The organism is Haloterrigena gelatinilytica (genome assembly GCF_013342145.1).
GTDB lineage: Archaea > Halobacteriota > Halobacteria > Halobacteriales > Natrialbaceae > Haloterrigena > Haloterrigena gelatinilytica.
Genome location: NZ_JABUQZ010000001.1, coordinates 4,024,877 through 4,045,599, shown reverse-complemented (window position 1 = coordinate 4,045,599; position 20,723 = coordinate 4,024,877). Strand labels below are relative to the sequence as shown.

16 protein-coding genes are annotated in these 20,723 nt (G+C 67.1%); 7 read left to right on the top strand and 9 right to left on the bottom strand.

Annotated elements, in window-relative coordinates; genetic code table 11:
• Positions 1–54: 54 nt before the first annotated feature.
• On the bottom strand, positions 55–1,443 hold the full coding sequence (locus HTZ84_RS20055; RefSeq protein ID WP_174682280.1) for an FAD-dependent oxidoreductase: 1,389 nt from the start codon (positions 1,441–1,443) through the stop codon (positions 55–57).
• A gap of 110 nt (positions 1,444–1,553) precedes the next feature.
• Between HTZ84_RS20055 and HTZ84_RS20050 the strand changes: the two genes are divergently transcribed.
• The gene (locus HTZ84_RS20050; RefSeq protein ID WP_174682279.1) at positions 1,554–2,435 is read left to right on the top strand and encodes a homoserine kinase; all 882 of its coding nucleotides are present in this window, start codon (positions 1,554–1,556) and stop codon (positions 2,433–2,435) included.
• 42 nt (positions 2,436–2,477) lie between these two features.
• Complete coding sequence (locus tag HTZ84_RS20045; RefSeq protein WP_174682278.1) at positions 2,478–2,828, top strand: hypothetical protein; 351 nt, start codon at positions 2,478–2,480, stop codon at positions 2,826–2,828.
• Between the two features lie 7 nt (positions 2,829–2,835).
• Here HTZ84_RS20045 and HTZ84_RS20040 read toward each other — a convergent pair whose 3' ends face one another.
• The 3 genes from HTZ84_RS20040 to HTZ84_RS20030 all read right to left on the bottom strand — a co-directional run bounded on the left by HTZ84_RS20040 (position 2,836) and on the right by HTZ84_RS20030 (position 5,508).
• Positions 2,836–3,612 carry a hypothetical protein gene (locus tag HTZ84_RS20040; RefSeq protein ID WP_174682277.1) on the bottom strand — a complete coding sequence of 259 codons (777 nt, stop codon included), beginning with the start codon at positions 3,610–3,612 and terminating at the stop codon, positions 2,836–2,838.
• Positions 3,613–3,709: 97 nt separating this feature from the next.
• The gene (gene pdxS, locus HTZ84_RS20035) at positions 3,710–4,624 is read right to left on the bottom strand and encodes a pyridoxal 5'-phosphate synthase lyase subunit PdxS (protein ID WP_174682276.1); all 915 of its coding nucleotides are present in this window, start codon (positions 4,622–4,624) and stop codon (positions 3,710–3,712) included.
• Between the two features lie 101 nt (positions 4,625–4,725).
• Entirely contained in the window at positions 4,726–5,508 is a 783-nt protein-coding gene (locus HTZ84_RS20030) for an acetoacetate decarboxylase family protein (protein ID WP_174682275.1), read from the bottom strand.
• Positions 5,509–5,892: 384 nt separating this feature from the next.
• On the opposite strand from HTZ84_RS20030, the gene HTZ84_RS20025 reads away from it, so the two are divergent.
• The 3 genes from HTZ84_RS20025 (at position 5,893) to HTZ84_RS20015 (ending at position 10,382) form a co-directional block, all read left to right on the top strand.
• Entirely contained in the window at positions 5,893–7,200 is a 1,308-nt protein-coding gene (locus HTZ84_RS20025; protein WP_174682274.1) for a hypothetical protein, read from the top strand.
• 714 nt (positions 7,201–7,914) lie between these two features.
• Positions 7,915–9,549, top strand: coding sequence for an outer membrane protein assembly factor BamB family protein (locus HTZ84_RS20020; RefSeq protein WP_309138882.1), 1,635 nt, complete (start codon positions 7,915–7,917; stop codon positions 9,547–9,549).
• Between the two features lie 122 nt (positions 9,550–9,671).
• Positions 9,672–10,382, top strand: coding sequence for a DUF1405 domain-containing protein (locus HTZ84_RS20015; RefSeq protein ID WP_174682272.1), 711 nt, complete (start codon positions 9,672–9,674; stop codon positions 10,380–10,382).
• Between the two features lie 7 nt (positions 10,383–10,389).
• On the opposite strand, the gene HTZ84_RS20010 is transcribed toward HTZ84_RS20015, so the two are convergent.
• Together HTZ84_RS20010 and HTZ84_RS20005 are read right to left on the bottom strand one after the other, a co-directional pair.
• Positions 10,390–10,743, bottom strand: a complete 354-nt coding sequence (locus HTZ84_RS20010) for a DUF7344 domain-containing protein (RefSeq protein ID WP_174682271.1) — start codon at positions 10,741–10,743, stop codon at positions 10,390–10,392.
• A gap of 463 nt (positions 10,744–11,206) precedes the next feature.
• A complete protein-coding gene (locus HTZ84_RS20005) occupies positions 11,207–13,891 on the bottom strand; it encodes a valine--tRNA ligase (RefSeq protein WP_254611790.1) in 2,685 nt (894 codons plus the stop codon).
• A 373-nt stretch (positions 13,892–14,264) separates the two neighbouring features.
• Here HTZ84_RS20005 and HTZ84_RS20000 point away from each other — a divergent pair, with 373 nt between their 5' ends.
• Positions 14,265–15,098, top strand: coding sequence for a DUF4097 family beta strand repeat-containing protein (locus HTZ84_RS20000; RefSeq protein WP_174682269.1), 834 nt, complete (start codon positions 14,265–14,267; stop codon positions 15,096–15,098).
• Positions 15,099–15,216: 118 nt separating this feature from the next.
• On the opposite strand, the gene HTZ84_RS19995 is transcribed toward HTZ84_RS20000, so the two are convergent.
• A complete protein-coding gene (locus HTZ84_RS19995; protein ID WP_174682268.1) occupies positions 15,217–15,855 on the bottom strand; it encodes a hypothetical protein in 639 nt (212 codons plus the stop codon).
• 93 nt (positions 15,856–15,948) lie between these two features.
• On the opposite strand from HTZ84_RS19995, the gene HTZ84_RS19990 reads away from it, so the two are divergent.
• On the top strand, positions 15,949–18,567 hold the full coding sequence (locus HTZ84_RS19990; RefSeq protein WP_174682267.1) for an efflux RND transporter permease subunit: 2,619 nt from the start codon (positions 15,949–15,951) through the stop codon (positions 18,565–18,567).
• Positions 18,568–18,573: 6 nt separating this feature from the next.
• On the opposite strand, the gene HTZ84_RS19985 is transcribed toward HTZ84_RS19990, so the two are convergent.
• Positions 18,574–19,497, bottom strand: coding sequence for an HFX_2341 family transcriptional regulator (locus tag HTZ84_RS19985; RefSeq protein WP_174682266.1), 924 nt, complete (start codon positions 19,495–19,497; stop codon positions 18,574–18,576).
• 103 nt (positions 19,498–19,600) lie between these two features.
• The gene (locus HTZ84_RS19980; protein ID WP_254611789.1) at positions 19,601–20,632 is read right to left on the bottom strand and encodes a sulfatase-like hydrolase/transferase; all 1,032 of its coding nucleotides are present in this window, start codon (positions 20,630–20,632) and stop codon (positions 19,601–19,603) included.
• Positions 20,633–20,723: the final 91 nt, after the last annotated feature.

Genomic DNA, 20,723 nt, shown 5'->3' with positions numbered 1-20,723 from the left:
GCGGCGAAGCCACTGCTCTCATCGGGGACGTCAGTACCAGTACCTACTCACCGCTCAGTGGTCCGCCGGCTGTCGGACCGAGACGCGACGATTCGGTTCGGAGACCGCCCGCGCACAACGCAGGCCGGCCTCGAGTGCGCCGCCGGCCCGCCGCTGGGGGAACTGCGGCTGCCGGACGACCGTCGCGTCGTAGAGTCCATCGAGAGTGTCGACCGTGCGCGCGTGCGGAGACGTCCCGTCGACGCTCGAGTGAACGCCGTCGGGAACCGGCTGCCGGATCCGCGTCGAGTCGACGGCGACGAGGTCGTTCCGGTCGAACGCCGAGAACCGGGTCGCCAGCGCCTCGAGCCACCGCCGCTCGACCGCCGCGCTCGATCGACCGTCGGCGACCGCTTCGCCGCCGTCGAGCAGGTAGTACTGGTACCGGTGCCCGCCGGGCGCGTCGGGCGAGCGCAGCAGCGTCGGCGCGACGAGTTCGCCGAACGGGGCATCGTCGACCATCGTCACGCGATAGGCGTCGGTCAGCGCCGTCTCGGCGGTCGTCGAGACGCGCAGACAGGTCCGTGTACGGAACGTCACCGACGGAGAGCCGAGCGACGACTCGAAGCCCTCGGGGACGGTCGCCAGCACGATTGCGTCGACGGCGTGGCACTCGCTCGCGCCGTCCCGATCGACGGTGATCGACTCGACGGCGCCGTCCGTCGTCCCGAGTTCGCTCACGCGCGCGTTCGTCGTGATCCGCTCGCGACCGACGGCGTCGACCAACGACTCGACGAGGACGCCCGCGCTCTCGGCGAAATAGCCCCGCTTCTCCCGGCCGAACCGGGTCCGATCCCGCCGCCCGCGGCAGTGCTCGAGCACCCACGCGGCGCTGACGTCCGACGCCGCCGCCCCGAATCGAGCCTCGAGCAGCGGTCCGTAGAACCGCTCGTAGACGGCGTCGCTCGCGTGCTCGCGAACGAACGCCTCGGCAGGGACGTCGCTGTACTCCGACGGTTCGTAGGCGTCGAATCGCGGCCGTCGACGAGGGAGGCCGCGACAATCGATCCCGCTCTGGAGGGTGGCGAGACGCGCGGTATCCGACAGCGACAGCGGCGGGTAGGCCAGAAACTCCCAGGGCGCGTCGACGGGGTGGACGGTGCCGTCGACGTACATCGCCGTCCGGATCGGGCCCCACTCGAGGCGATCGGACAGGCCGAGTTCCGCGAGCAACTCGAGGGCGGTCTCGTCCCCGGGACGGGTAAACGAGACGGGGACGCGCTCGAGCGGCGCAGCGGGGGTTTCGGACGACGAAGACGGATACTGGGATGGTGAAGACGAAGTCGTGGCCGCGATGCCGCCCAGTTCGTCGCCCGGTTCGAAGACGCGAACGTCGTAGCCGCGCTGGCGGAGGCGATAGGCGGCCGCGAGTCCGGACAGCGATCCGCCGACGACGCCGATCATATCGAGTGAACGGGGGTAGCGACCCTTTGCAATTGCGGTCGGCCGGTCGGCGGGCCGGCGGGCCGTCGCGGTCCGCTACCTTTTTGCCTGCCGTCTCGGAAGGAATCGGCATGCTCACCGTGCGGGCACCCGCGACGAGTGCGAACCTCGGGAGTGGCTTCGACGTCTTCGGTGTCGCCCTCGGCACGCCCGCCGACGTGGTCCGAGTCGAACGCGCGCCGGAAACGCGGATCACCGTGACCGGCGCCGGCAGCCAGTACATTCCGGAGGATCCGGCCCAGAACACCGTCGGAGCGGTCGCCGACGCCCTCGACGCGCCGGCCCACATCAAGATCGACAAGGGCATCCGTCCCGCCTCGGGGCTCGGCTCCTCGGCGGCCAGCGCGGCCGCCGCGGCCGTCGCCCTCAACGCGCTCTACGACCGCGGACTCTCCCGGGCGGAGCTCGTCCCCGTCGCCGCCGAGGGCGAGGCGCTCGTCTCCGGCGAAGCCCACGCCGACAACGTCGCCCCCTCGCTGCTAGGTGGCTTCACCGTCGTCACCGACGACGGCGTCACGCAACTCGACGCCTCGATCCCCGTCGTCGCCTGCCTCCCGGAAATGTCCGTTTCCACGCGCGACGCGCGCGAGGTCGTCCCCGATTCGGCCGCCCTCGAGGACGTCGTCGACACCGTCGGCAACGCCGCGACGCTGACCGTCGGGATGACCCGGGACGATCCCGACCTCGTCGGCCGCGGGATGGAAGACGCCATCGTCACCCCCGAACGCACCGCCCTGATCGACGGCTACGACCGCGTTCGAGACGCCGCCCTCGAGGCTGGCGCGACGGGCGTCACCGTCAGCGGCGCCGGGCCGGGCATCCTCGCGGCCTGTCACCGCCCCGACCAGGGCGCGATCGCGGCGGCGATGATCGACGCCTTCGACGCCCTCGGCATCGAGAGTCGCGCCTACCAGACCCGCATCGGCGAGGGCGCGACGCTGTATCGGGACTGATCGTCGATTCCTGTCTCCAGTCCTCTCGAGTCGAACGAACCCATGGGGACCCGAACCGACGCCGCGCTCGCGACACTCGTTCTCGCCGCCGTCGGGATCGCGTTCGTCCTCGTCGACGCGTCGCTATCGCTCCTCGCAGTCGCTCTCGGTGGACTCGGCGCGGTCGTCTTCGAACTCGTGGCCGCTCGGGCGTACGAGACCGTTCGGGACTACTGGGAACGACCGCTCGTGGAGGGACTGTCCCTCGCCGCGGCGCTGATCGTCGTCGCCGTCGGCGCCACCGCCGCACCGGAGGTCGTGCTGTCGCTGTTCTGTGGCGGAGCGGTGACGTATCTCGCGTTTCTCGCGCTCGTCGAAGCGGGGTTCGTTTCACCGCCGGAGACGTGGTGGTAGCCTCGAACTACCGCGGTCTGCGAGCCGTCTTCCAGCGACGTCCGTAGATCCGCGGAAGCGCGTTGACTTTGGCCCCGCGAACGTTCCCCGGCACGGTCGACACGCGCGTGGAGATGCCGGCCGGGAGCGGGCCGTAGGGGACCGACGAGACCGCAGTCGGGTTATTCGACACCGGTTTCCGGCCGGCGTAGCCGGAGCCTCGTTGCTTCGACTCGTACAGGGTCTCGAATTTCGAGTGTCCCTCGATGACCCCGTTCCGCGCCGTTTTGGCGGCCTTTTTCGCCTTCTGCTGGATCGCCGCGTCCGCCGCGTCGGGTTTTATCTCGTCGACGAACGACCTCACTTCCGCTGCTGCCTCGGAGTCGCCCGAGGAGTCAAGCGCGTCGGGACCGACGACGTCCTCGAGTTCAGCCTCGAGTTGTCGTAGCTCCCTCTGGAAATCGACGAGGTCGACGGTGTTCCAGAGTTCGCGAAGGTTGACGGCGCGTCGAATCGTGCTGAGATCCAGCACCTGGTCCAGATCCTGCTCGCGAATCGCGTCGGAAAGTTCGTCTAGCTCGAGGAGATCCGGTAACGCCGACGTCTCGACGACGTCCGGCAGATTCTCGAGATCGATCGTCTCGATGAGGTCGTCGACTTCCGCGACGACGTCCCATAGTTCGGCCGCCGTCGCCGACAGCGAATCGGACGGCTCGCCGTCGGTGGTTTCCCGGATCAACCGTGTGGTTCCCGCTTCGAGCCGGTCCGACAGCTGCTCGCCGGTAGATGGAGACATCTGACTCATACGGAATAGAGGCGCTAGACGGAGATAACGGAGTCGCTTGCCGATCGGTCGCACGTCGGGACCGTCCGTACCGAAAACGGGGTTCGCCGCCGGTCGGTTAGACGCCGCGACCCTGCAGCTTCTCCTCTTCGGGGAGATCGGCGTTCGCGTCGCCTTTCATCCCCTTGCCGAGGTTCTTCGAGATTTCGGCGAGTCGCTCGGGGTCGTCCCAGTTGTTCGTCGCCTCGACGATCGCTTCGGCCATCGCGGGCGGGTTCTCGGCGCCGAAGATGCCGCTGCCGACGAAGATGCCGTCGCACTCGTGGTGCATCATGAGCGCGGCGTCGGCCGGCGTCGCGATGCCGCCCGCCGCGAAGTTGACGACCGGCAGCCGGCCCATCTCGGCGGTCTCGTGGACCAGTTCCGCGGGCGCCTCGATCTCGCGGGCGTAGGCCTCGCGCTCCTCGTGTTTCATGCCCTCGAGTTCGCGGATCGCGCCCTTGATCGTCCGCTGGTGGTGGACGGCCTGGTTGACGTCGCCGGTGCCGGCCTCGCCCTTGGTGCGGATCATCGCCGCGCCCTCGTCGATCCGGCGCAGCGCCTCGCCTAAGTCGCGGGCGCCGCAGACGAACGGTGCGGTGAAGTCGCGCTTGTCGATGTGGTAGGCGTCGTCGGCGGGCGTGAGCACCTCGGACTCGTCGATCATGTCGACGCCGACGGCCTCTAAGATCTGGGCCTCCTTCGTGTGGCCGATCCGCGATTTGCCCATCACCGGGATCGACACTTCGTTCACGATCTCCTCGACGTCGGCGGGGTCGGCCATCCGGGCGACGCCGCCGCGTTTGCGGATGTCCGCCGGGACCGCTTCCAGCGCCATCACGGCGACCGCGCCGGCGTCCTCGGCGATGCGAGCCTGCTCTTTGTTGACGACGTCCATGATGACGCCGCCCTTCTGCATCTGAGCGAAGCCGCGCTTGACGAGGTCGGTCCCGCGTCGGAGTTCGTCGAGATCGGTCTCGGTTTCGTCAGTCATAGTACGCAGTTGTGAGCCACTGCACTTACGCGTGTCCGTTCGCGTCCGAGCCACAACGTGACGGATCTCCGACACCGTATTCGCGGATCGAACGCCGCCGGTCACACGTCGCCGACCGGTTCGCCCGGATGCAGCCGTGCACGCACTCGAGACCCGGACAGTCGCGCGATCGGTCGAGGCCGACAGCCCAGTTCCGCGCGCAGTTCGGGATCGACCTCGAGCGTCGCGCCGATCGGGGTTCCGAGCGCGATTTCGCCCCAGATCTCGGCCCGCGTCCGCAGGAGGTCGCCGTCCTTGGTCGTGTAGCTCCACAGCGTCCGCTCGCGGTGATCAGTGCCGACTCGAGTGCGGGGCGGAGCGACCGCGAGTCGAACCCGTTCCCGCCCTCGACCGTCGTCGGAATCCTCGGCGACGACGCACTGGAACCGCTGGGACCCGTCGTCGATTTCGATGTCGGCTCGCTCCTTCGGATACCCCCAGATCTCGCGGCCGAGCGCGACCGAAGCATCGGTCGTGACCGGCAGCCAGTGGACGTAACCGCCGACCTCGCCGCCGGCCAGTTGTGCGATCGGGGCGTCGGTCCGCCCGTTCCGGACCGCGGGGACGATGACCGCGAACTCGTCGTAGGGCTCGAGCGCGCCGTCGCCCTCGGTATCGTCGAACCGACCGCCGACGCGGTGATACCGGATTCCGACGAACGTCACGCAACTGAGTCCGGGTGCGACCGCGAGCGCGGAGAGGCCGTCCGGCAGGAGCGCCTCGAGTCGGTCGCGTCGGGCCGGCACGGTCACGCCGCCCATCGCGAACTCGAGCTCGAGCGGGAGATCGATCTCGTGGCCGGTCGAGAGCGCGACTCGAGTTCGGCCGGCAGTTCCGGGGTGCATGCGACGATCGACATCGTCTACCCGCTAAAGGGCGATGGTCGGTCGGAGTCGTTTCCCTCTCCCTCGACGCTTCGGACCGATACTCCCCCGGCAGCGAGACTATCGATCCGAGTCGTGTACGACACGGCAACCGGGGGCGTCTTTTCGGACACCCGTATTCCGCCGGCTCGCGGCTCGTCGCCCCGCCTGGAACAGTTGTTAGATTAAAAACTATTCTCTACCAACTGGATAGTGATGGCAATTGCCCTCCTCACCGACGAGTGCATGGCAAAATGGCATCGCCGTTCGGTGCTGGCGACAGGTGCAGCGCTTTCGGCCAGCGGACTCGCTTCGATCGGAGTCAGTGCAGCAGATTCCGATGATAACGTCCAGAGGAAAGGGACTGTGGACAGGCCCGCTGACACGCGAGTCACGCCCGACACGACCACCCCGAGTGGCGTTCGAATCGCAGTCAAAGAAGACCTCGTCGGACTCGAGTTGACGATCTCCGAGCAGACCACGGGCGCGGATACCGCAGAGCTCGCCGACGGGCTCGGCAGCACGCTCACGACGACGGACGTCTCCGGTCTCGGTCCCGGCGACACGTTCCAGATCGAGCACGATTTTCAGGCCGGCGAGGAGTACCTCGTCCTCATCAACGCCGATGGAGAGTACGACCGCGGCGCCTACAACGAGAATCCCGACTGGCCCTACGACGGCGGCTCCTTCGAAGTCCTCGAGGGTATCTGGGCCCGCGACAGGAGTTCGACCCAGAACTTCTACGCCTACACCGAGCTAACCGCGATCGCGGAGAGCGACGGCGACGGAGACGGAGACGGAGACGTCACAGGGACCGTCGACAGGCCCGCGGACACGCGAGTGACGCCCGACACGACCACTCCGAGCGGCGTCCGGATCTCGGTCGAAGAAGACCTCATGGGCCTCGAACTCACAATCTCCGATCAGACAACGGGTGCGGACAGAGCCGAGCTCGCCGACGGGCTCGGCAACACGCTCACGACGGTCGACATCTCGGATCTCGGTCCCGGCGACAGCTTCCGGATTGAGCACGACCTCCGGGCCGGTCAGGAGTACCTCGTCCTCATCAATGCCGACGAAACGTACGACCGCGGTGCCTACAACGAGGACCCCGACTGGCCGTACGACGGCGGTTCCTTCCAAGTCCTCGAGGGCATCTGGGCCCGCGATAGATCCTCGACCGCTAACTTCTACGCCTACGCCGAGCTAACTGCGCTCCCGGACGACGGCAACGATGATGACGATAACGAGGGCGTCGCAGGGAGCGTCGACAGGCCCGCGGACACGCGGGTGACGCCCGACACGACCACTCCCAGCGGGGTTCGGATCGCGGTCGAAGACGACCTCGCAGGCCTCGAGTTGACGATCTCCGAGCAGACCACGGGCGCGGATACCGCGGAGCTCGCCGACGGGCTCGGCAACACGCTCACGACGACGGACGTCTCCGGTCTCGGTCCCGGTGATACCTTCCAGATCGAGCACGATCTTCAGGCCGGTGAGGAGTACATCGTCCTCATCAACGCCGATGGAGAGTACGACCGCGGCGCCTACAACGAGGACCCCGACTGGCCCTACGACGGCGGTTCGTTCCAGGTTCTCGAGGGCATCTGGGCCCGCGATAGATCCTCGACCGCCAACTTCTACGCCTACGCCGAGCTGACCGCGCTCCGATAGCCACGGAAACGAGACGCGCTCGAGGCGTCGAGTGAGACTGCGGCGCGAGAGCAGAACGCGTCGGCCGCGTTCGTCCGCCGTACGCGGCCGACCGGCCGTATCGAAACCGGTTGATCGTTATCGATCGGACCCGTCCGCCGTCCGAGCGACACACGGGCTCACCTGACGGTACATCGGTATAACGATCGTGGCGGATAGTCGCGGCTCACTACTGTTTTGCGCGTTTCGAACGTCACGCCGGTGAAACGATTCCGTGACATGCCGGCCGTCCGACCGCGATCCGTTGCCGAGCTATCGCCGGATTCGCTGCCGCCGCGGCGGTACCGGATGTCGGAACGTCGCACAGCCGACTCGGGTGTGATCACGAACACAGAGAGCGGCCGTTCAGAGGTGTGACCCGACCGACTACGTCGAACCGGGACCGTCATCTCGCCCATCCCGAAGGCGAACTCGAGCGTGAGGACCTCTCGCGGCCAGTCGAGAGGAATACTCGAGATCGGCCGTCGGGACTGCGCTGCATGCGCCGATCGACGAACGCTACCCGCTAAAGTACAAGGGTGTCGTTCGAAACGGTTCCGTGAGCTATAATTATAACTTAGATACCAGATAGTAACGACAGTATCCCGTACGGATAGCGGTATGGAAGAATGGCATCGCCGTTCGGTACTGGCGACAGGTGCAGCGCTCTCGGTCGGTGGGCTCGCGTCGATCGGTGTGGGAGCGTCCGAAACCGACGACCTCCCGAACCCGGAGTTGGATCCGAATCCCGAGATGGCGGACGAAGACTGGGCGTCCTACCGCGGTGACGCCGGTCATGCGAGGTTCATCCCAGACGGCTACGAGTTCGACGGCGACCTCGAGGCCGCTTGGACCGTCGACCACGACGGCTCCGTCGCGGTCGCCGACGACACCGTGTACACGACGACCGCGGACGGTGTCGTCGCCCTCGACGCGGCCGACGGCTCGCTCGTCTGGGAGAACACCGACGTCGACGCGGGTGACCCCGCGGTAGCCGGCGAGATGGTATACCTCAACGGCGGCGATATCGTGGCGATCGATCGAGAAGACGGTAGCGTCCGCTGGGAGAGCGACCTCGACCCCGGGGAGAGGACGAGTAGCCACACGGTGGCGTACGACGGCGTCTTCGTCGTCGTCGACGGGACGCTGTACGCCCTCGAGGCCGACGACGGATCGGTCCGATGGCAGAGAGACACGGCTGTCGTCGAGTCAAGAAATGGTGACGAACAGGAGTCCGAATTCACCCCCGGACCCGCCGCGATGAACGGCGTCGTGTACGCCGAAACGCAGTACGGCGTTCTCGCGTTCGATCCCGCGACCGGAGAGACCATCTGGCAGACATGGCACTGGACAGGAGGAGATGCCCTCTACGCGACTGAGACGGCGGTTCTCGCCGATCTTCCGGGGGAGGAACTCCCCTTCTACGATGCACAAACCGGCAGTGGGTTGGGTCTGGTCGGGCCGTATTCCACAGGGACGCTCGGCAATGAATCCGTGCTTTCAGCAGGCGATTACGGCTACGGCAGTACTTCGATCCACGGCGACGAGTACGACTGGGAGCTCGACGTTACGTACACCTACGGACAGGCCGTTATCAGCGGCGAGACCGTCTACGTCTACTTTTGGGCGGACGCGCACAATTACGGAGACCGGGATTACGATCAGAAACTCGTCGCGCTCGACAAACGCGACGGGAGCGAGAAGTGGACGCTCTCGAAAGACGACGCACCGGTCGGACACATTCGCGCGATCAGCGGCGAGACGATCTACGTCGATCACGACGGCGAACTCGTCGCGCTCCGCGAAGAAACGGACGCCGACGAGGATGGGGCCGATGAAGACGGTGCGAACGGAGACGACGAACAGGACGACGGTACCGAGGACGGAGACGCGGACGAGAGCGACGACTCCGACAGCGATGATGACGGCCGTGGAGACGCTGACGACGACGGGAGCAGTGGCGATGAAAACACCAGTGACAACGAGAGCAGCAACGATGGGGGTGCTGACGACGAGAGCAGTACCGACGACAGCGCTGACGATGGGAGTCGTAACGAAAGCGGAAGCAGTGACGACGGAAACGCCGGCAGCGACGACGACGGCTCTCTCGAGGACGACGGTGACGCGGGCAGCGACGGCGAGAACACCGGTACCGCGGACGAGACGGAAAACGAGACGACCGACGGCGGGGACGGCGACGACGGCGAGGACGGCGACGACGGCGCTGACGACGGTGTTCCGGGCTTCACGACCGGAACGGGGCTCGTCAGCGGCGCGCTCGGTCTCGAGTGGCTGCGCCGACGGGTCGACGCGGACGAACCGGCAGAGTGACGGACGGAGTCGTCGGGATCTCGAGTCCGACGGTGCTGCCGTTGCCCACTCGACCGCGACTCGACTGAGAGTCACCAACCGCTACTGTTTTGCGAGTGTCGACCGTCACGCCGAGTGAACCGATGTTCGCGTCGTCCACGCTGCCCGACCGGGAGCCGCTGCCGACCTATCTCACGCCAGTTCCGAAGACCCTCGAGGACCTCGGGCTGCGGTTCGCGTGGCTGGTCGTGGCGATTAACCTCGCGGGGACGGCCTTCGGCTTCTGGTACTACGGCCCCCAGCTCGGCGAGACGCCGGCGGTGATGTGGCCGTGGGTGCCCGACAGCCCGATGGCGACGCTGCTGATCGCGCTGGCGATCGCCTGCTGGAAGCTGGGGTACGAACAGCCGTGGCTGACGTCGCTGGCGTTCTTCGGCAACGTCATTCTGGGTCTGTGGACGCCGTACACGCTACTCGCGTTCGCCGACGCCTACAGCTATCTCGACCCGCTGATGTACCAGTTCCTCTTCTGGAGTCACCTCGCGATGGTCGTCCAGGCGTTCGTCCTCCACCGAATCTCCGATTTCCCCGTGTGGGGCGTCGCTGTGGCGGTCGCGTGGTACGGCAGCAACCTGATCGTCGATTACTTCGTGCCGATCGTCGGCGGGCCACACCACACGGCCGTCCCCGTCCCGGGGGACGAGCCGATGTTCCTCGGCGCGGACGCGCTCGGCGTCGTCGCCGCCGGCGAGGTGACGTTCGCGCTGCTCGCCGTCTTCCTCGCGCTCGCGATCCGCGTCAAAAAGTGCGAAGCGGCCCGCGGGGGCGTCTCGGCGGATCGCGCGGGTCGATAGCGGGCGATTACGGTTCGTATCGCCGCGCGAGCTGGAGGAACGGATCGAGCGCCGCCGCCTCCGGACGGCGTTCGACCGTCCCCGCGTCCGTGTCGTACCGCACGACCGCCGCGTCGATCAGTTTCGGCAGGTGATTGTGACGGAACCCGGCCGTGATCGCGTCGACTCGCGTCCCCGACGCCTCGCCGTCCCGGAGTGCGACCTGCGCCACGAGGTCCTCCAGGGCGACCGCGCCCACTTTCCCCGACAAGTAATACAGCGCGTCGCGCCGCTGCTCGTCGAGCAACAGCTCGAAGATCGTGTTCGCTTGGAGCGAGTCGGTACCGGTCCGTGATTCCGCGTTCGACGTCTCTGTTGTCATGGTGCTCTGTACTCGGCTTACGCGACTACCCGCGACTCGGCGGCGACGAACGACTTCAGCAGAGCACGATAGACGAATGGGCGATTGGGACGATAAACGTTTCTTTACAACCGTACTTATTTCTTGGACGTTGGGTAATATCGCGTATTCGCACAGGATAGTCGGACATACCTGGAATTGTGATCGGCCAGTTTCGGAGACCATCGGCGGGGCACGTCGGCTGCCGGTCGAAAGCACCCGAGACGGTCGTCCTCGGCACCAGTCCGCTCAGAAGTCGCTCGATCGCCCTCGTTCACGGTCGTCAGCCGTCCGATCGACGGAGAACGCGACGAGAAACTGTTCGCCGACACCCACAGTCACTGACGATTACCGACGCGGTCGGGCGACGCTGTCGGTCGCAAAACGGTGTCTCGAGTCGAACGACGAGAGAAGCGGAGCGACCGGTTCGCCGAGGTCGACGTAGCTACTCGAGGATGACGACCGCCGACTCGGTCTCGATCATCTCGCCCGCGCCGGAGTAGGAGCGCTCGCGTTCGACCTCGAAGAGGTCGGCCTCGAGTTCCTCGCCGGCGACCCGAAGAACGCCCTCGTCCTCGTCGATTTCGTAGTCGCCGCTCTCGATCCCCGAATCGATCTCGCCGACCTTCGAGCCGAACTTCGGCCCGAGCGTCGAGTAGTCGAGGTCGATCGACGCGATCTCGGTGGTGACCTCGGGTTCCTCCTCGAGGACGGTCAGGTCCCGGACGTGCATCACGTTCTGGATGGCGTCCTCGAAGCCCTCGATGGGGCCGTAGACCGACACCGACTCGAGGTCGGCGTTCAGCGGCAGCTGGTTCTCGCTCTTGTAGCGGCGCAGCGCCGAGATGACCTCCATGGCGGCCTCGCCCGCCTCGAGGTCGGCCTCGTGGCCCTGCGGGCTGGGCCAGTCGCGGACGTGGATGCTGCTGTCCTCGAGGTCGCTCCCGTCGTCGGCGTAGACGGCCTGCCAGATCTCCTCGGTCGCGTGGGGCAGGAACGGCGCCCACAGCTCGAGGAAGGTCCGGTGGGCCGTCCGCAGCGCGTACTGCGTCGAGGGCTCGTCCTCGCGGGTCTTGGCGATCTCGAGGTAGTCGTCACAGAACGTGTTCCAGAAGAACGTGCGCAGGCGGTCGCGGGCCTTCGCGAACTCGTACTCCTCGAGGTGGGCGGTGAGGTCCTCGACGGCGTCGTCGAGTTCCGCCAGCAGCCAGCGGTCGATCGCCTCGAGCGCCGCGGGTTCCTCGGGCTCGCGGGGCGCGAGCGTGTCGACGAGCTTCGAGGCGTTCCAGAGCTTGCGCAGGAGTTTTTCACCTGCCGTCAAGTCCTTCTCCTGGTACGGGAAGTCGTCGCCGACCGCCGCGCTCGCGGCCCAGAAGCGGACGGCGTCGACGGGGAAGTCCGCGAGCACCTCGTCGGGTTCGACCACGTTACCGCGGGACTTGGACATCTTCTCGCGGTTCTCGTCTAAGACGTGGCCGTTGATCATCGTCGCGTCGAAGGGCACCTCGCCGGTGTGCTCGTAGCACTTGACGATGGTGTGGAACAGCCAGAACGAGATGATGTCGTGGCCCTGTGGACGGAGGTCGAACGGGTACAGCTCCGGTTTCTCCATCGCGAACTCCTCGGCGTCTTCGTCCCAGTCCCAGCCCGCGTTGATCAGCGGCGTCAGCGAGGAGGTCGCCCAGGTGTCGAAGACGTCCTCTTCGGCGACGAAGTCGTCGTGGCCGCACTCGGGACACGCGTCGACCGACGGCTCGTCCGAGAGCGGGTCGACCGGCAGCTCCTCGCGGTCGGCCATGATCTCGTGGTCGCACTCCGCGCAGTACCAGACCGGGAACGGAATCCCCGAGTCGCGCTGGCGGGAGATCAGCCAGTCCCACTCGAGGCCCTCGATCCAGTGCTTGTAGCGGCTGAACATCTTCTCGGGGTACCAGTCCATCTCCCGGCCGGCCTCGAGGTACTCCTCTTTGTGGTCTAAGATTTCGACGTACCACTGCTTGGAGACGCGGTACTCGACGGGCGTGTCACACCGCTCGTGGACCTGGACCGCGTGGGTGATCTCCCAGCGGTCGCGCAGGTAGCCCTCGTCGTCTAAGTCCTCGACGATGGCCTCGCGGGCCTCCTCGGTCGAGAGCCCCTCGTAGTCGCCGGCGAGGTCGGTCATCGTCGCGGACTCGTCGATGGCCACGCGCAGCGGCAGGTCGTGGGCCTGGTACCACTCGATGTCGTTCTGGTCGCCGAAGGTACAGCACATCACGACGCCGCTGCCCTTCTCCATGTCGACGCGCTCGTCCGCGATGATCGGCACCTCCTGCTCGAAGATCGGGACGCGAGCGGTCTCACCGACCAGATCCTGGTTGTCCTCGTCGTCGGGGTGGACGAAGACGGAGACGCAGGCGGGGATGAGTTCGGGTCGGGTCGTGGAGATGACGAACTCCTCGCGCGGGGCGTCCTCGCCGACGACCTCGAACGCGATGTCGTTGAAATGCGAGCCGCGCTCGTCGTCCTCCATCTCGACCTGCGAGATCGCGGTCTCGCACTCGGGACACCAGATCGCGGGGGCCTTCTTGCGGTACTCGCGGCCCTTCTCGTAGAGGTCGAGGAAGGAGAGCTGCGAGATGCGCTGGACGCGGGGTTCGATCGTCTTGTAGGTGTTGTTCCAGTCGATCGAGGTGCCGAGATCCTGCATCTTCTCCGTGAACTCGGCCTCGTACTCCTGACAGACCTCGCGGCAGAGCTCCTGGAACTCGCGGCGCTCGTAGTCCTGATGGCGGATGTCGAGTTCCGACTCGGTCAGTCGCTCGCTGGCGATCCCGTTGTCGTCGTAGCCGAAGGGAAAGAGCACGTCGCCGTCGTGCATCCGCTGGTATCGTGCGGCGAAGTCCTGCAGGGTCGAGCCGTAGAGGTGGCCCATGTGCAGGCTGCCCGAGACCGTCGGCGGCGGCGTGTCGATCGCGTAGACCGTGTTGGGGTCGCGCTCGGCGTCGCTCTCGTAGGCGTAGACGTCCGCGTCGATCCAGCGCTGCTGCCAGCGTTCCTCGACCGCTTCGGGGTCGTAGCCGCCCTCGAGGGTCGGCTCTCGAGCTGCGGGATCGCTCTCGGCGTCCGTTTCGGGCGCGTCCGTACTCATGCTCTCACCGCCCGCGGGGGGCGTCGGCCGTGCGTCGTCGTCGCGTCGAAGGTGTGCGTACTCATTGCTGATACCGGTCGTTGCTCGGTGAATGCTGGTCGCCGACAATACATCCGTCGAATCGGGGTGGGGAATGCGGGGCTAGGACGCCCCTACGAAAACCGCCTCTCGCGGGCCGTCGAACGCGTCGACCATACCCGCGACCGGACGGAACATACGTATTTCGGAGTTACCGCCCGGGACGGTGTTAGGTTTTTCGTCACGCTGAGATCGACCGGCGACGGATCGATCGGTACACAAAAATCACGGGGGTCGACTGGCCGATCGCCAACCGACCGACCCCTTAACGTCGGACCGGTCCGTGCAATTACGTATGAGCGCCGACACGACTAGGCGGAAACTGCTCGGGAGCGTCGGAACGGCGGGTCTCCTCGGACTCTCCGGCTGTCTCGGAGCGACTCCGGTGGTCAACAACCGCAGCGAGGAGCGCGAGACGATCCCCCTCGAGGACGCCGCGTCGATCGCGATCGTCAGCGAGATCGGACGGATTTCGGTCGCCGGCGCCGATCGGGACGACGTGGGCCTCGAAATCGTCAAGGAATCCGACTCGGTTCGGACCGATCTCGAGGAGCTGACCCTCGAGACCGAGCTCGCCGACGGCCGACTCGAACTCCGATCGGAGTGGGACGGCAGCGAGGGGTGGCTCGCCAGTCGCCCCTCGATGGAGGTCGACGCGGAGATCCCCCGCGAGGTCGCCCTCGAGCGGATCGAAACGAGTACGGGACGGATCACCGTCCGCGACGTCGCGGGCGATCTGCACGCGGACGCGGACACGGGCCGAGTCGATATCGCGGGCGTCGACGGGACGGTCTCCGCCGAGGCGAGCACGGGCCGGGTCGAAATCCGGGACGCGGAGCGACTCGGCGACGTGTCCACCTCGACCGGCCGGATCAACGTCGAAGTGCCGGCGATCGACGGCGAGACGACGATCTCGGCGTCGACTGGTCGGGTAACCGCCGCCGTGAGCGAGGCCGTCGACGCCGACCTGCGCGTGGAGACGAACACGGGGCGGATCGACGTCGACGACCTCCCGCTCGAGGACGTGACCCGAAGCGAGGAGCAAGTAACCGGGCGACTCGGTGACGGCGGGCCGCAGCTTCGAGTCGAAACGGACATCGGACGGATCACGGTTGAACCGCTCGAATAATCCGAATCGCCCTGCTCGTCGGCGGTCGCTGATAGGTCCCGGCGATGACTGGTGGTCGCCGGCGGTCGCAGCCGGTCTCACGTCTCGGCCGGGTACGCGTATCGAAGCGGTACCGGACTCACTCGCCCTCGAGGTCGATGACCGCCCTCGAGTCGGTCACGTACCGTAGTTCGCCGCCGAGATACGTCGCCAACCGCTCGAGAAACCCGTCCCTGAGATCGTCCGCGTCCGCGTCGGCGATTACAACCCGGTCGTGAACCGCCGGATCGCGATCGCCCTGCATGACGACGGTGAAGAGTTCGCGCGGCGTGACCGGCTCGCCGGCCTCGAGCCGCGAAACGACGCCAGACAGGGAGGACTCGACGGTCGTCTCGACGTCGAAGGTCACGTCGACCGAGACGCGCTCGTCGCCGCTCGCCGCGAGGAACTCCTCGCAGCTTCTGACCGCCGGCTCGAGGACGGTTTCGAAGTCGGCGCCCGACTCCTCGAGCCCCAGATAGGCGAACGCGAGCATCGCCCGGAGCCCGGCGCGGAACTCCTCGTCGGTCGCCGCCCCCTCGAACACCTGACGGCGGTCCTTCTCGGCCAGCGTGTGCAAGAACAGATCGAAGTCGAGGATCGCGGCGCGGATGCGCCGTCGAATGCGGGCCTCCGCGTTCCGCTTCGACTGGTCGTGACTCATCTCGCGGTCGCCGAGCAGGTAGGCGCGATCCGCGGGGCTGAGAACCCCCCGTTCGCGGTCGATATCGGTGTTCATAATCGGATACGGATTATACGACACCGATTTCTATCCGAACCGTTATGAGCGGTCCGGTCGGAGCCGGAGACGATGATCGAGCGTGAGTGACGAATGAGCGGCTCCGTCGCGACGAAGTACGCAGAGTGGATCGTTTCTCATAGTCGGCTCGTCGTCGTCCTGGTCCTCTTGCTCACCGCCGTCGTCGCCGCCGGCGCTGCGGTCGGCGACCCCGAGGACGGCGGGATCGGCCAGTTCGAGACCGACTCCGAGGAAACCGACGCGCTCGAGGAGATCGAGGCGACTTACGGCACCGACGACGCGATCGTCGCCCAGCTGGTCGTCCGCGACGAGGGCGGCGACGTGCTCACCCGCGAGTCGCTGCTCGAGGGGCTGCGACTCCAGCGGGCGGTTCGCGACGACGAGGAGCTGAACGCTACGCTCGACGAGCAGGGGTTCGCCGGCCTCGAGAACGTCGCCGGGACGGCCGCCGTCTACGAGGACCGAACGGAAGCGGGGGCGGAGCCACCGGAGACGGGCGCGCCCGCGCTCGAGGAACAGATCGCGGCGCTCGAGTCGCGCTCCGACGAGGAGGTCGAAGCGCTACTGGCCGACGTGCTCGACCCCGATAGCGACGCGGGGCAACAGGGCCAGTCGGGGGGAGCGGGTGCGGAAACGGACCCGTACGAGTTCCTCCCGACCGACTACGAGCCCGGCGAGACGACGGCCGACGCGCGCATCACGTTCGTCTTTCAGGTCGACGGTAGCGGCCCGGAGGAAGAGCCGCGGAACGCCTACGACGCGCAGGTCGAACTCGCCGACCGGGTCGACGAGCGCTTCGACGACGCGTTCGTCTTCGGGCAGGGGATCACCGACGAGGCGTCGTCGAACGCCGTCGGCGACAGCTTCGCGATCATCACGCCCGTCGCGCTCGTCCTCGTGTTGGGCGTGCTGGCGGTCACCTACCGGGACGTCGTCGACGTGCTGATCGGACTCGTCGGGATCGGGGTCGTGATGGCCTGGCTCGCCGGCGTGCAGGGCTGGCTCGAGATCCCCTCGAGCCAACTGCTGATCGCGGTGCCGTTTCTCCTGATCGGGCTCAGTATCGACTACGCCCTCCACGTGGTCATGCGCTACCGGGAGGCCAGAGCCGGGGAACTCGAGGGGGCCGCGGCGCCGGAGCCGACGGCGAGCGCGACCGCGAACGGCGGTCCGGTCGGTCCGCGGGCGGGCATGACCCTCGGACTCGCGGGCGTCGTCCTCGCGCTCGGCGCGGCGACGGTCTCGACGGGCGTCGGCTTCCTCTCGAACGTCGTCAGCCCGCTCGGGGCGGTGCGGGACTTCGCCGTCCTGAGCGCCGGCGGCATCCTCGCGACGTTCGTCGCCTTCGCCGTCTTCGTGCCGGCGCTGAAGGTGGAGATCGACGACGTCCTCGGGTCCCGGTTCGACCGGGACCGCGCGAAGCGCCCGTTCGGCTCGGGACCGGGTGCCACCGGCCGGGCGCTCTCGCGACTGGTCGCGATTCCCCAGCGGCTCCCGCTCGCGGTGATCCTCGCGGCGCTGCTCCTCGCCGCCGGCGGCGCCTACGGCGCGACGGGGATCGATACGGAGTTCAACCAGGCGGATTTCCTCCCCGAGGACGCGCCCGGGTGGGCCAAGTCCCTGCCGGGACCGCTGGCACCCGATACGTACACGATCCGCGGCGACGCCGCGTACCTCGGCGAGCACTTCGCCGAGCGGGGCGAGGGAAGTCGGACGCAGATTCTGATACGCGGGCCCGTCACCGATCCCGACGCGCTCGCGGCGATGGACGAGGCCGGCAGCGCGGTCGGCGAGGGCGACACGGTCGTCGTCGGCCCGGACGGCGAGACCGCGGTCGAGGGGCCGCCGTCGGTCGTCCGCGAGATCGCCGCCGAGAACGCGTCCGTCGCGGCCGCCGTCGCGGAGCGCGATACGGACGGCGACGGGCTCCCCGACGAGGACGTCGCCGGCGTCTACGACGCCCTGTTCGACGCCGACGCGGACCGCGCGGGAGACGTCCTCTACCGGACGGACGAGGGAGCGTACGAATCGGCGCGCCTCCTCGTGACCGTTCGGGGGGACGCCCCCGCCCAGACCGTCGCCGACGACAGTCGCGACGTCGCGGCCGCCGTCGAGCGCGCGGGGCCCGTCGCGGCGATCGCCACCGGCGGACCGGTGACGACGGCGGTCGTTCAGGACGCGCTCCTCGAGACGCTCGTGCAGGCTTTCGCGATCACGCTGGTAGTCATCCTGGTCTTCCTGACGGCCCTCTACTGGGTGCGCCACCGAGCGCTCTCGCTGGGTGCGGTCACGCTCGCTCCGGTCGTGATCGCCCTCGCGTGGCTGCTCGGGACGATGGCGCTGCTCGACCTGCCGTTCAACAGCGAGACGGCCGTCATCACGAGCCTCGCGATCGGGCTGGGCGTCGACTACAGCATCCACGTCGGCGAGCGGTTCGTCGACGAGCGCGACCGCCGGCCGACGCTCGAGGCGGCGCTCGCGGCGACGATCACCGGCACCGGCGGGGCGCTCCTGGGGAGCGCGGCGACGACGGCGGCGGGGTTCGGCGTCCTCGCGCTGGCGCTCGCCCCGCCGCTCCGGCGGTTCGGACTGGTAACGGGCCTGAGCATCGCCTTCGCGTTCGTCGCCTGTCTGACCGTCCTGCCGTGTCTGCTCGTGGTTCGCGAGCGGCTGCTGGCTCGAGTAGGGTAGGTACCGTTACCGCGACTCGTCGTCGGAGTGGGCTCGCACCCAGAGCTCGCCGATCCGGGAGAGCCGCGTCCGGTAGGATTTCCCGTGCTCCTCGCGTTCGATGTATCCCTTACCGCCGGGGCCGAGCCGATCGACGTTGTAGATGACCTTCGACCGGAAGCTGTCGGTGTACTCCTCGTTCAGTTCGCGGGCCAGCGACTCCGCGAGTTCGGAGACCGAATCGAACTCGCCGTCCTCGCCGAGTTTGAACAGGATGAGTTCCTCGAAGGGTTTGACGTTCGAGAAGGAGGCGACGGGCAGTTCGACGATGTGGCGGCCGTCGATCTCCTTGGCGCCGATCGTCGTCCCGCGCTCGTCGAACTCCGAGAGGAGGTCGCGGGCGCTCTCGAGGCGGTCGTCGATCCGGTCGCCGTCGAGGGGGTCGTCAGCCTCTCCCTGCACGCCCGCCCCGGCGTCCAGATCCTCGAGCAGCTCGATCTGCTCGCGGAGTTCCTCGGCCAGTTCCGTCTCGAGGTACTTCTCGGGGGCCGTGTAGTAGGTGTGGATCCCCTCGCGGTCCTCCTGGCGCTCGACCATCAGCGAGTGGGCGGCGTTGGCGAAGGCGAAACTCACCGTGCGGGGCATCGCGGCGACGTTGACCCAGACCTCGTTGCCGTCGTCGAGTTCGGCGGTGATGAGGTCGTAGGCCTGCTCGAAGGCCGCGTCGTAGTCGTAGACGTCTTCGAGGACGAACCGCTCGGTGGTCGCCCCCAGCAGGTTCTTGAAGTCGGTCTCGAGTTTGTCCGAGAGGTGCCGGGAGTACTCGACGTTGGCCTCGCTCCCGACGGCGCCCTCGAGGAGGATGACGCTGTCGACGTCGATCTGATCGCGCACCAGCGGCGCGATCAGCCGGTCGTAGTCGAAGCCGACCGGGACGATGTGGGTTTGCATACGCGGTACGTGGGGGCGGCGCTAATAAAAAGCACCAGTCTCCGGTCCGCCGGTTCGCGCGGCCAGCGGTGCGGTGATGCGTTCCCCGTCCCATCAGCGCCAGTCAGGACTGGTAGCCGAGCGCCCGGAGGTGGTCCTCGACGACCTCGTCGTCGACGTCGCCTCGTCCGACCGGCTCTTCGGCGACGATATCGCGTCGGTCCTCCCAGGGGACGACGAGCCAGGGAACGAGTCGGAGCTCCGGCGTCCAGACGTAGCCCGGATGTTCGTACCGGTCGCCGGTGAGTCGAGAGTAGAGGTTCGACGTCTCGCCGAGCAGTTCGCCGTGATCGGAGCTGATGACGGTCTTTCCGTCGAGTTGGTCGACGAGGCGTTCGACGTGCTCGAGGACCAGCTTCAGGTTTTCGACGTACACCTCCCGGAGTTCGGCCGGAGAAACGTAGCCCGCCTCCGCGGCGTCCATCAGATACACCATCCCCTCCGAGCGACTGGTGACGTCGGCGTCGGACTGCCAGGCGGAGAACTCGAGCCCGTGGTTCGTCCGGAGCCGCTCGCGCAACGCCTCGGCTTTCGGCCCGAAGTACGGGCCGTGGGGCTGCATGAAGTGGACGAGCAGCCGTTTGTCCGGATGGCGTTCGTAGGTCTCGAGGGCCCGCTCGCGAACGATCTCCGGGCGGTAGTTCCGATAGAGTTCGCTGTCGAGCACGTCCCGCTGGGACTCGGGATACGTCGAGACGAACTCGTGGAAGGTGCCCTCCTCGAGGTGGTGGGAGAACCCGTTCGCGGAGACGTAGACCGTGTCGTGGAACGTCTCCCCGGCGAACGTCTTCTCCATGAATTCGTTGCTCGTCGACGCGACGGAGACGGCGGCGTCTAGCTCCCCGTCGATCGTATTGTGGGCGGAGAGGTAGTCGAACCGACAGGCGTCCAGCAACATGAGATTGTCCCAGTCCGCGTCCATGACGTTCGTCGGACGCCCGTGCTCCCGATAGAAGACGTGTTTCTGCACGTCGCCGTACCGCTTTTTGAGTTCGTGTTTGAACGATTCGGGATTCTTACACGCCTCGATAAAATTGGAGAGGGTGTACTTCTCCGGGGAGAGGTCCATCGTCTCGAGGTGCAACTGGACGATCAATCAATTTTAGCATCCGATAGGCTGAAATTCACTATATCAGGAAGGTATCGAACTCGGTCGAGCGGGCGATCCAGACAGTGCAGCGAGTCTC

Bases quoted from the DNA above. Each gene is read 5' to 3' on its own strand.
- HTZ84_RS20055 (WP_174682280.1), bottom strand. From the start codon at position 1,443: ATGATCGGCGTCGTCGGCGGATCGCTGTCCGGACTCGCGGCCGCCTAT.
- HTZ84_RS20050 (WP_174682279.1), top strand. From the start codon at position 1,554: ATGCTCACCGTGCGGGCACCCGCGACGAGTGCGAACCTCGGGAGTGGC.
- HTZ84_RS20045 (WP_174682278.1), top strand. From the start codon at position 2,478: ATGGGGACCCGAACCGACGCCGCGCTCGCGACACTCGTTCTCGCCGCC.
- HTZ84_RS20040 (WP_174682277.1), bottom strand. From the start codon at position 3,612: ATGAGTCAGATGTCTCCATCTACCGGCGAGCAGCTGTCGGACCGGCTC.
- pdxS (WP_174682276.1), bottom strand. From the start codon at position 4,624: ATGACTGACGAAACCGAGACCGATCTCGACGAACTCCGACGCGGGACC.
- HTZ84_RS20030 (WP_174682275.1), bottom strand. From the start codon at position 5,508: ATGCACCCCGGAACTGCCGGCCGAACTCGAGTCGCGCTCTCGACCGGC.
- HTZ84_RS20015 (WP_174682272.1), top strand. From the start codon at position 9,672: ATGTTCGCGTCGTCCACGCTGCCCGACCGGGAGCCGCTGCCGACCTAT.
- HTZ84_RS20010 (WP_174682271.1), bottom strand. From the start codon at position 10,743: ATGACAACAGAGACGTCGAACGCGGAATCACGGACCGGTACCGACTCG.
- HTZ84_RS20005 (WP_254611790.1), bottom strand. From the start codon at position 13,891: ATGAGTACGGACGCGCCCGAAACGGACGCCGAGAGCGATCCCGCAGCT.
- HTZ84_RS20000 (WP_174682269.1), top strand. From the start codon at position 14,265: ATGAGCGCCGACACGACTAGGCGGAAACTGCTCGGGAGCGTCGGAACG.
- HTZ84_RS19995 (WP_174682268.1), bottom strand. From the start codon at position 15,855: ATGAACACCGATATCGACCGCGAACGGGGGGTTCTCAGCCCCGCGGAT.
- HTZ84_RS19990 (WP_174682267.1), top strand. From the start codon at position 15,949: ATGAGCGGCTCCGTCGCGACGAAGTACGCAGAGTGGATCGTTTCTCAT.
- HTZ84_RS19985 (WP_174682266.1), bottom strand. From the start codon at position 19,497: ATGCAAACCCACATCGTCCCGGTCGGCTTCGACTACGACCGGCTGATC.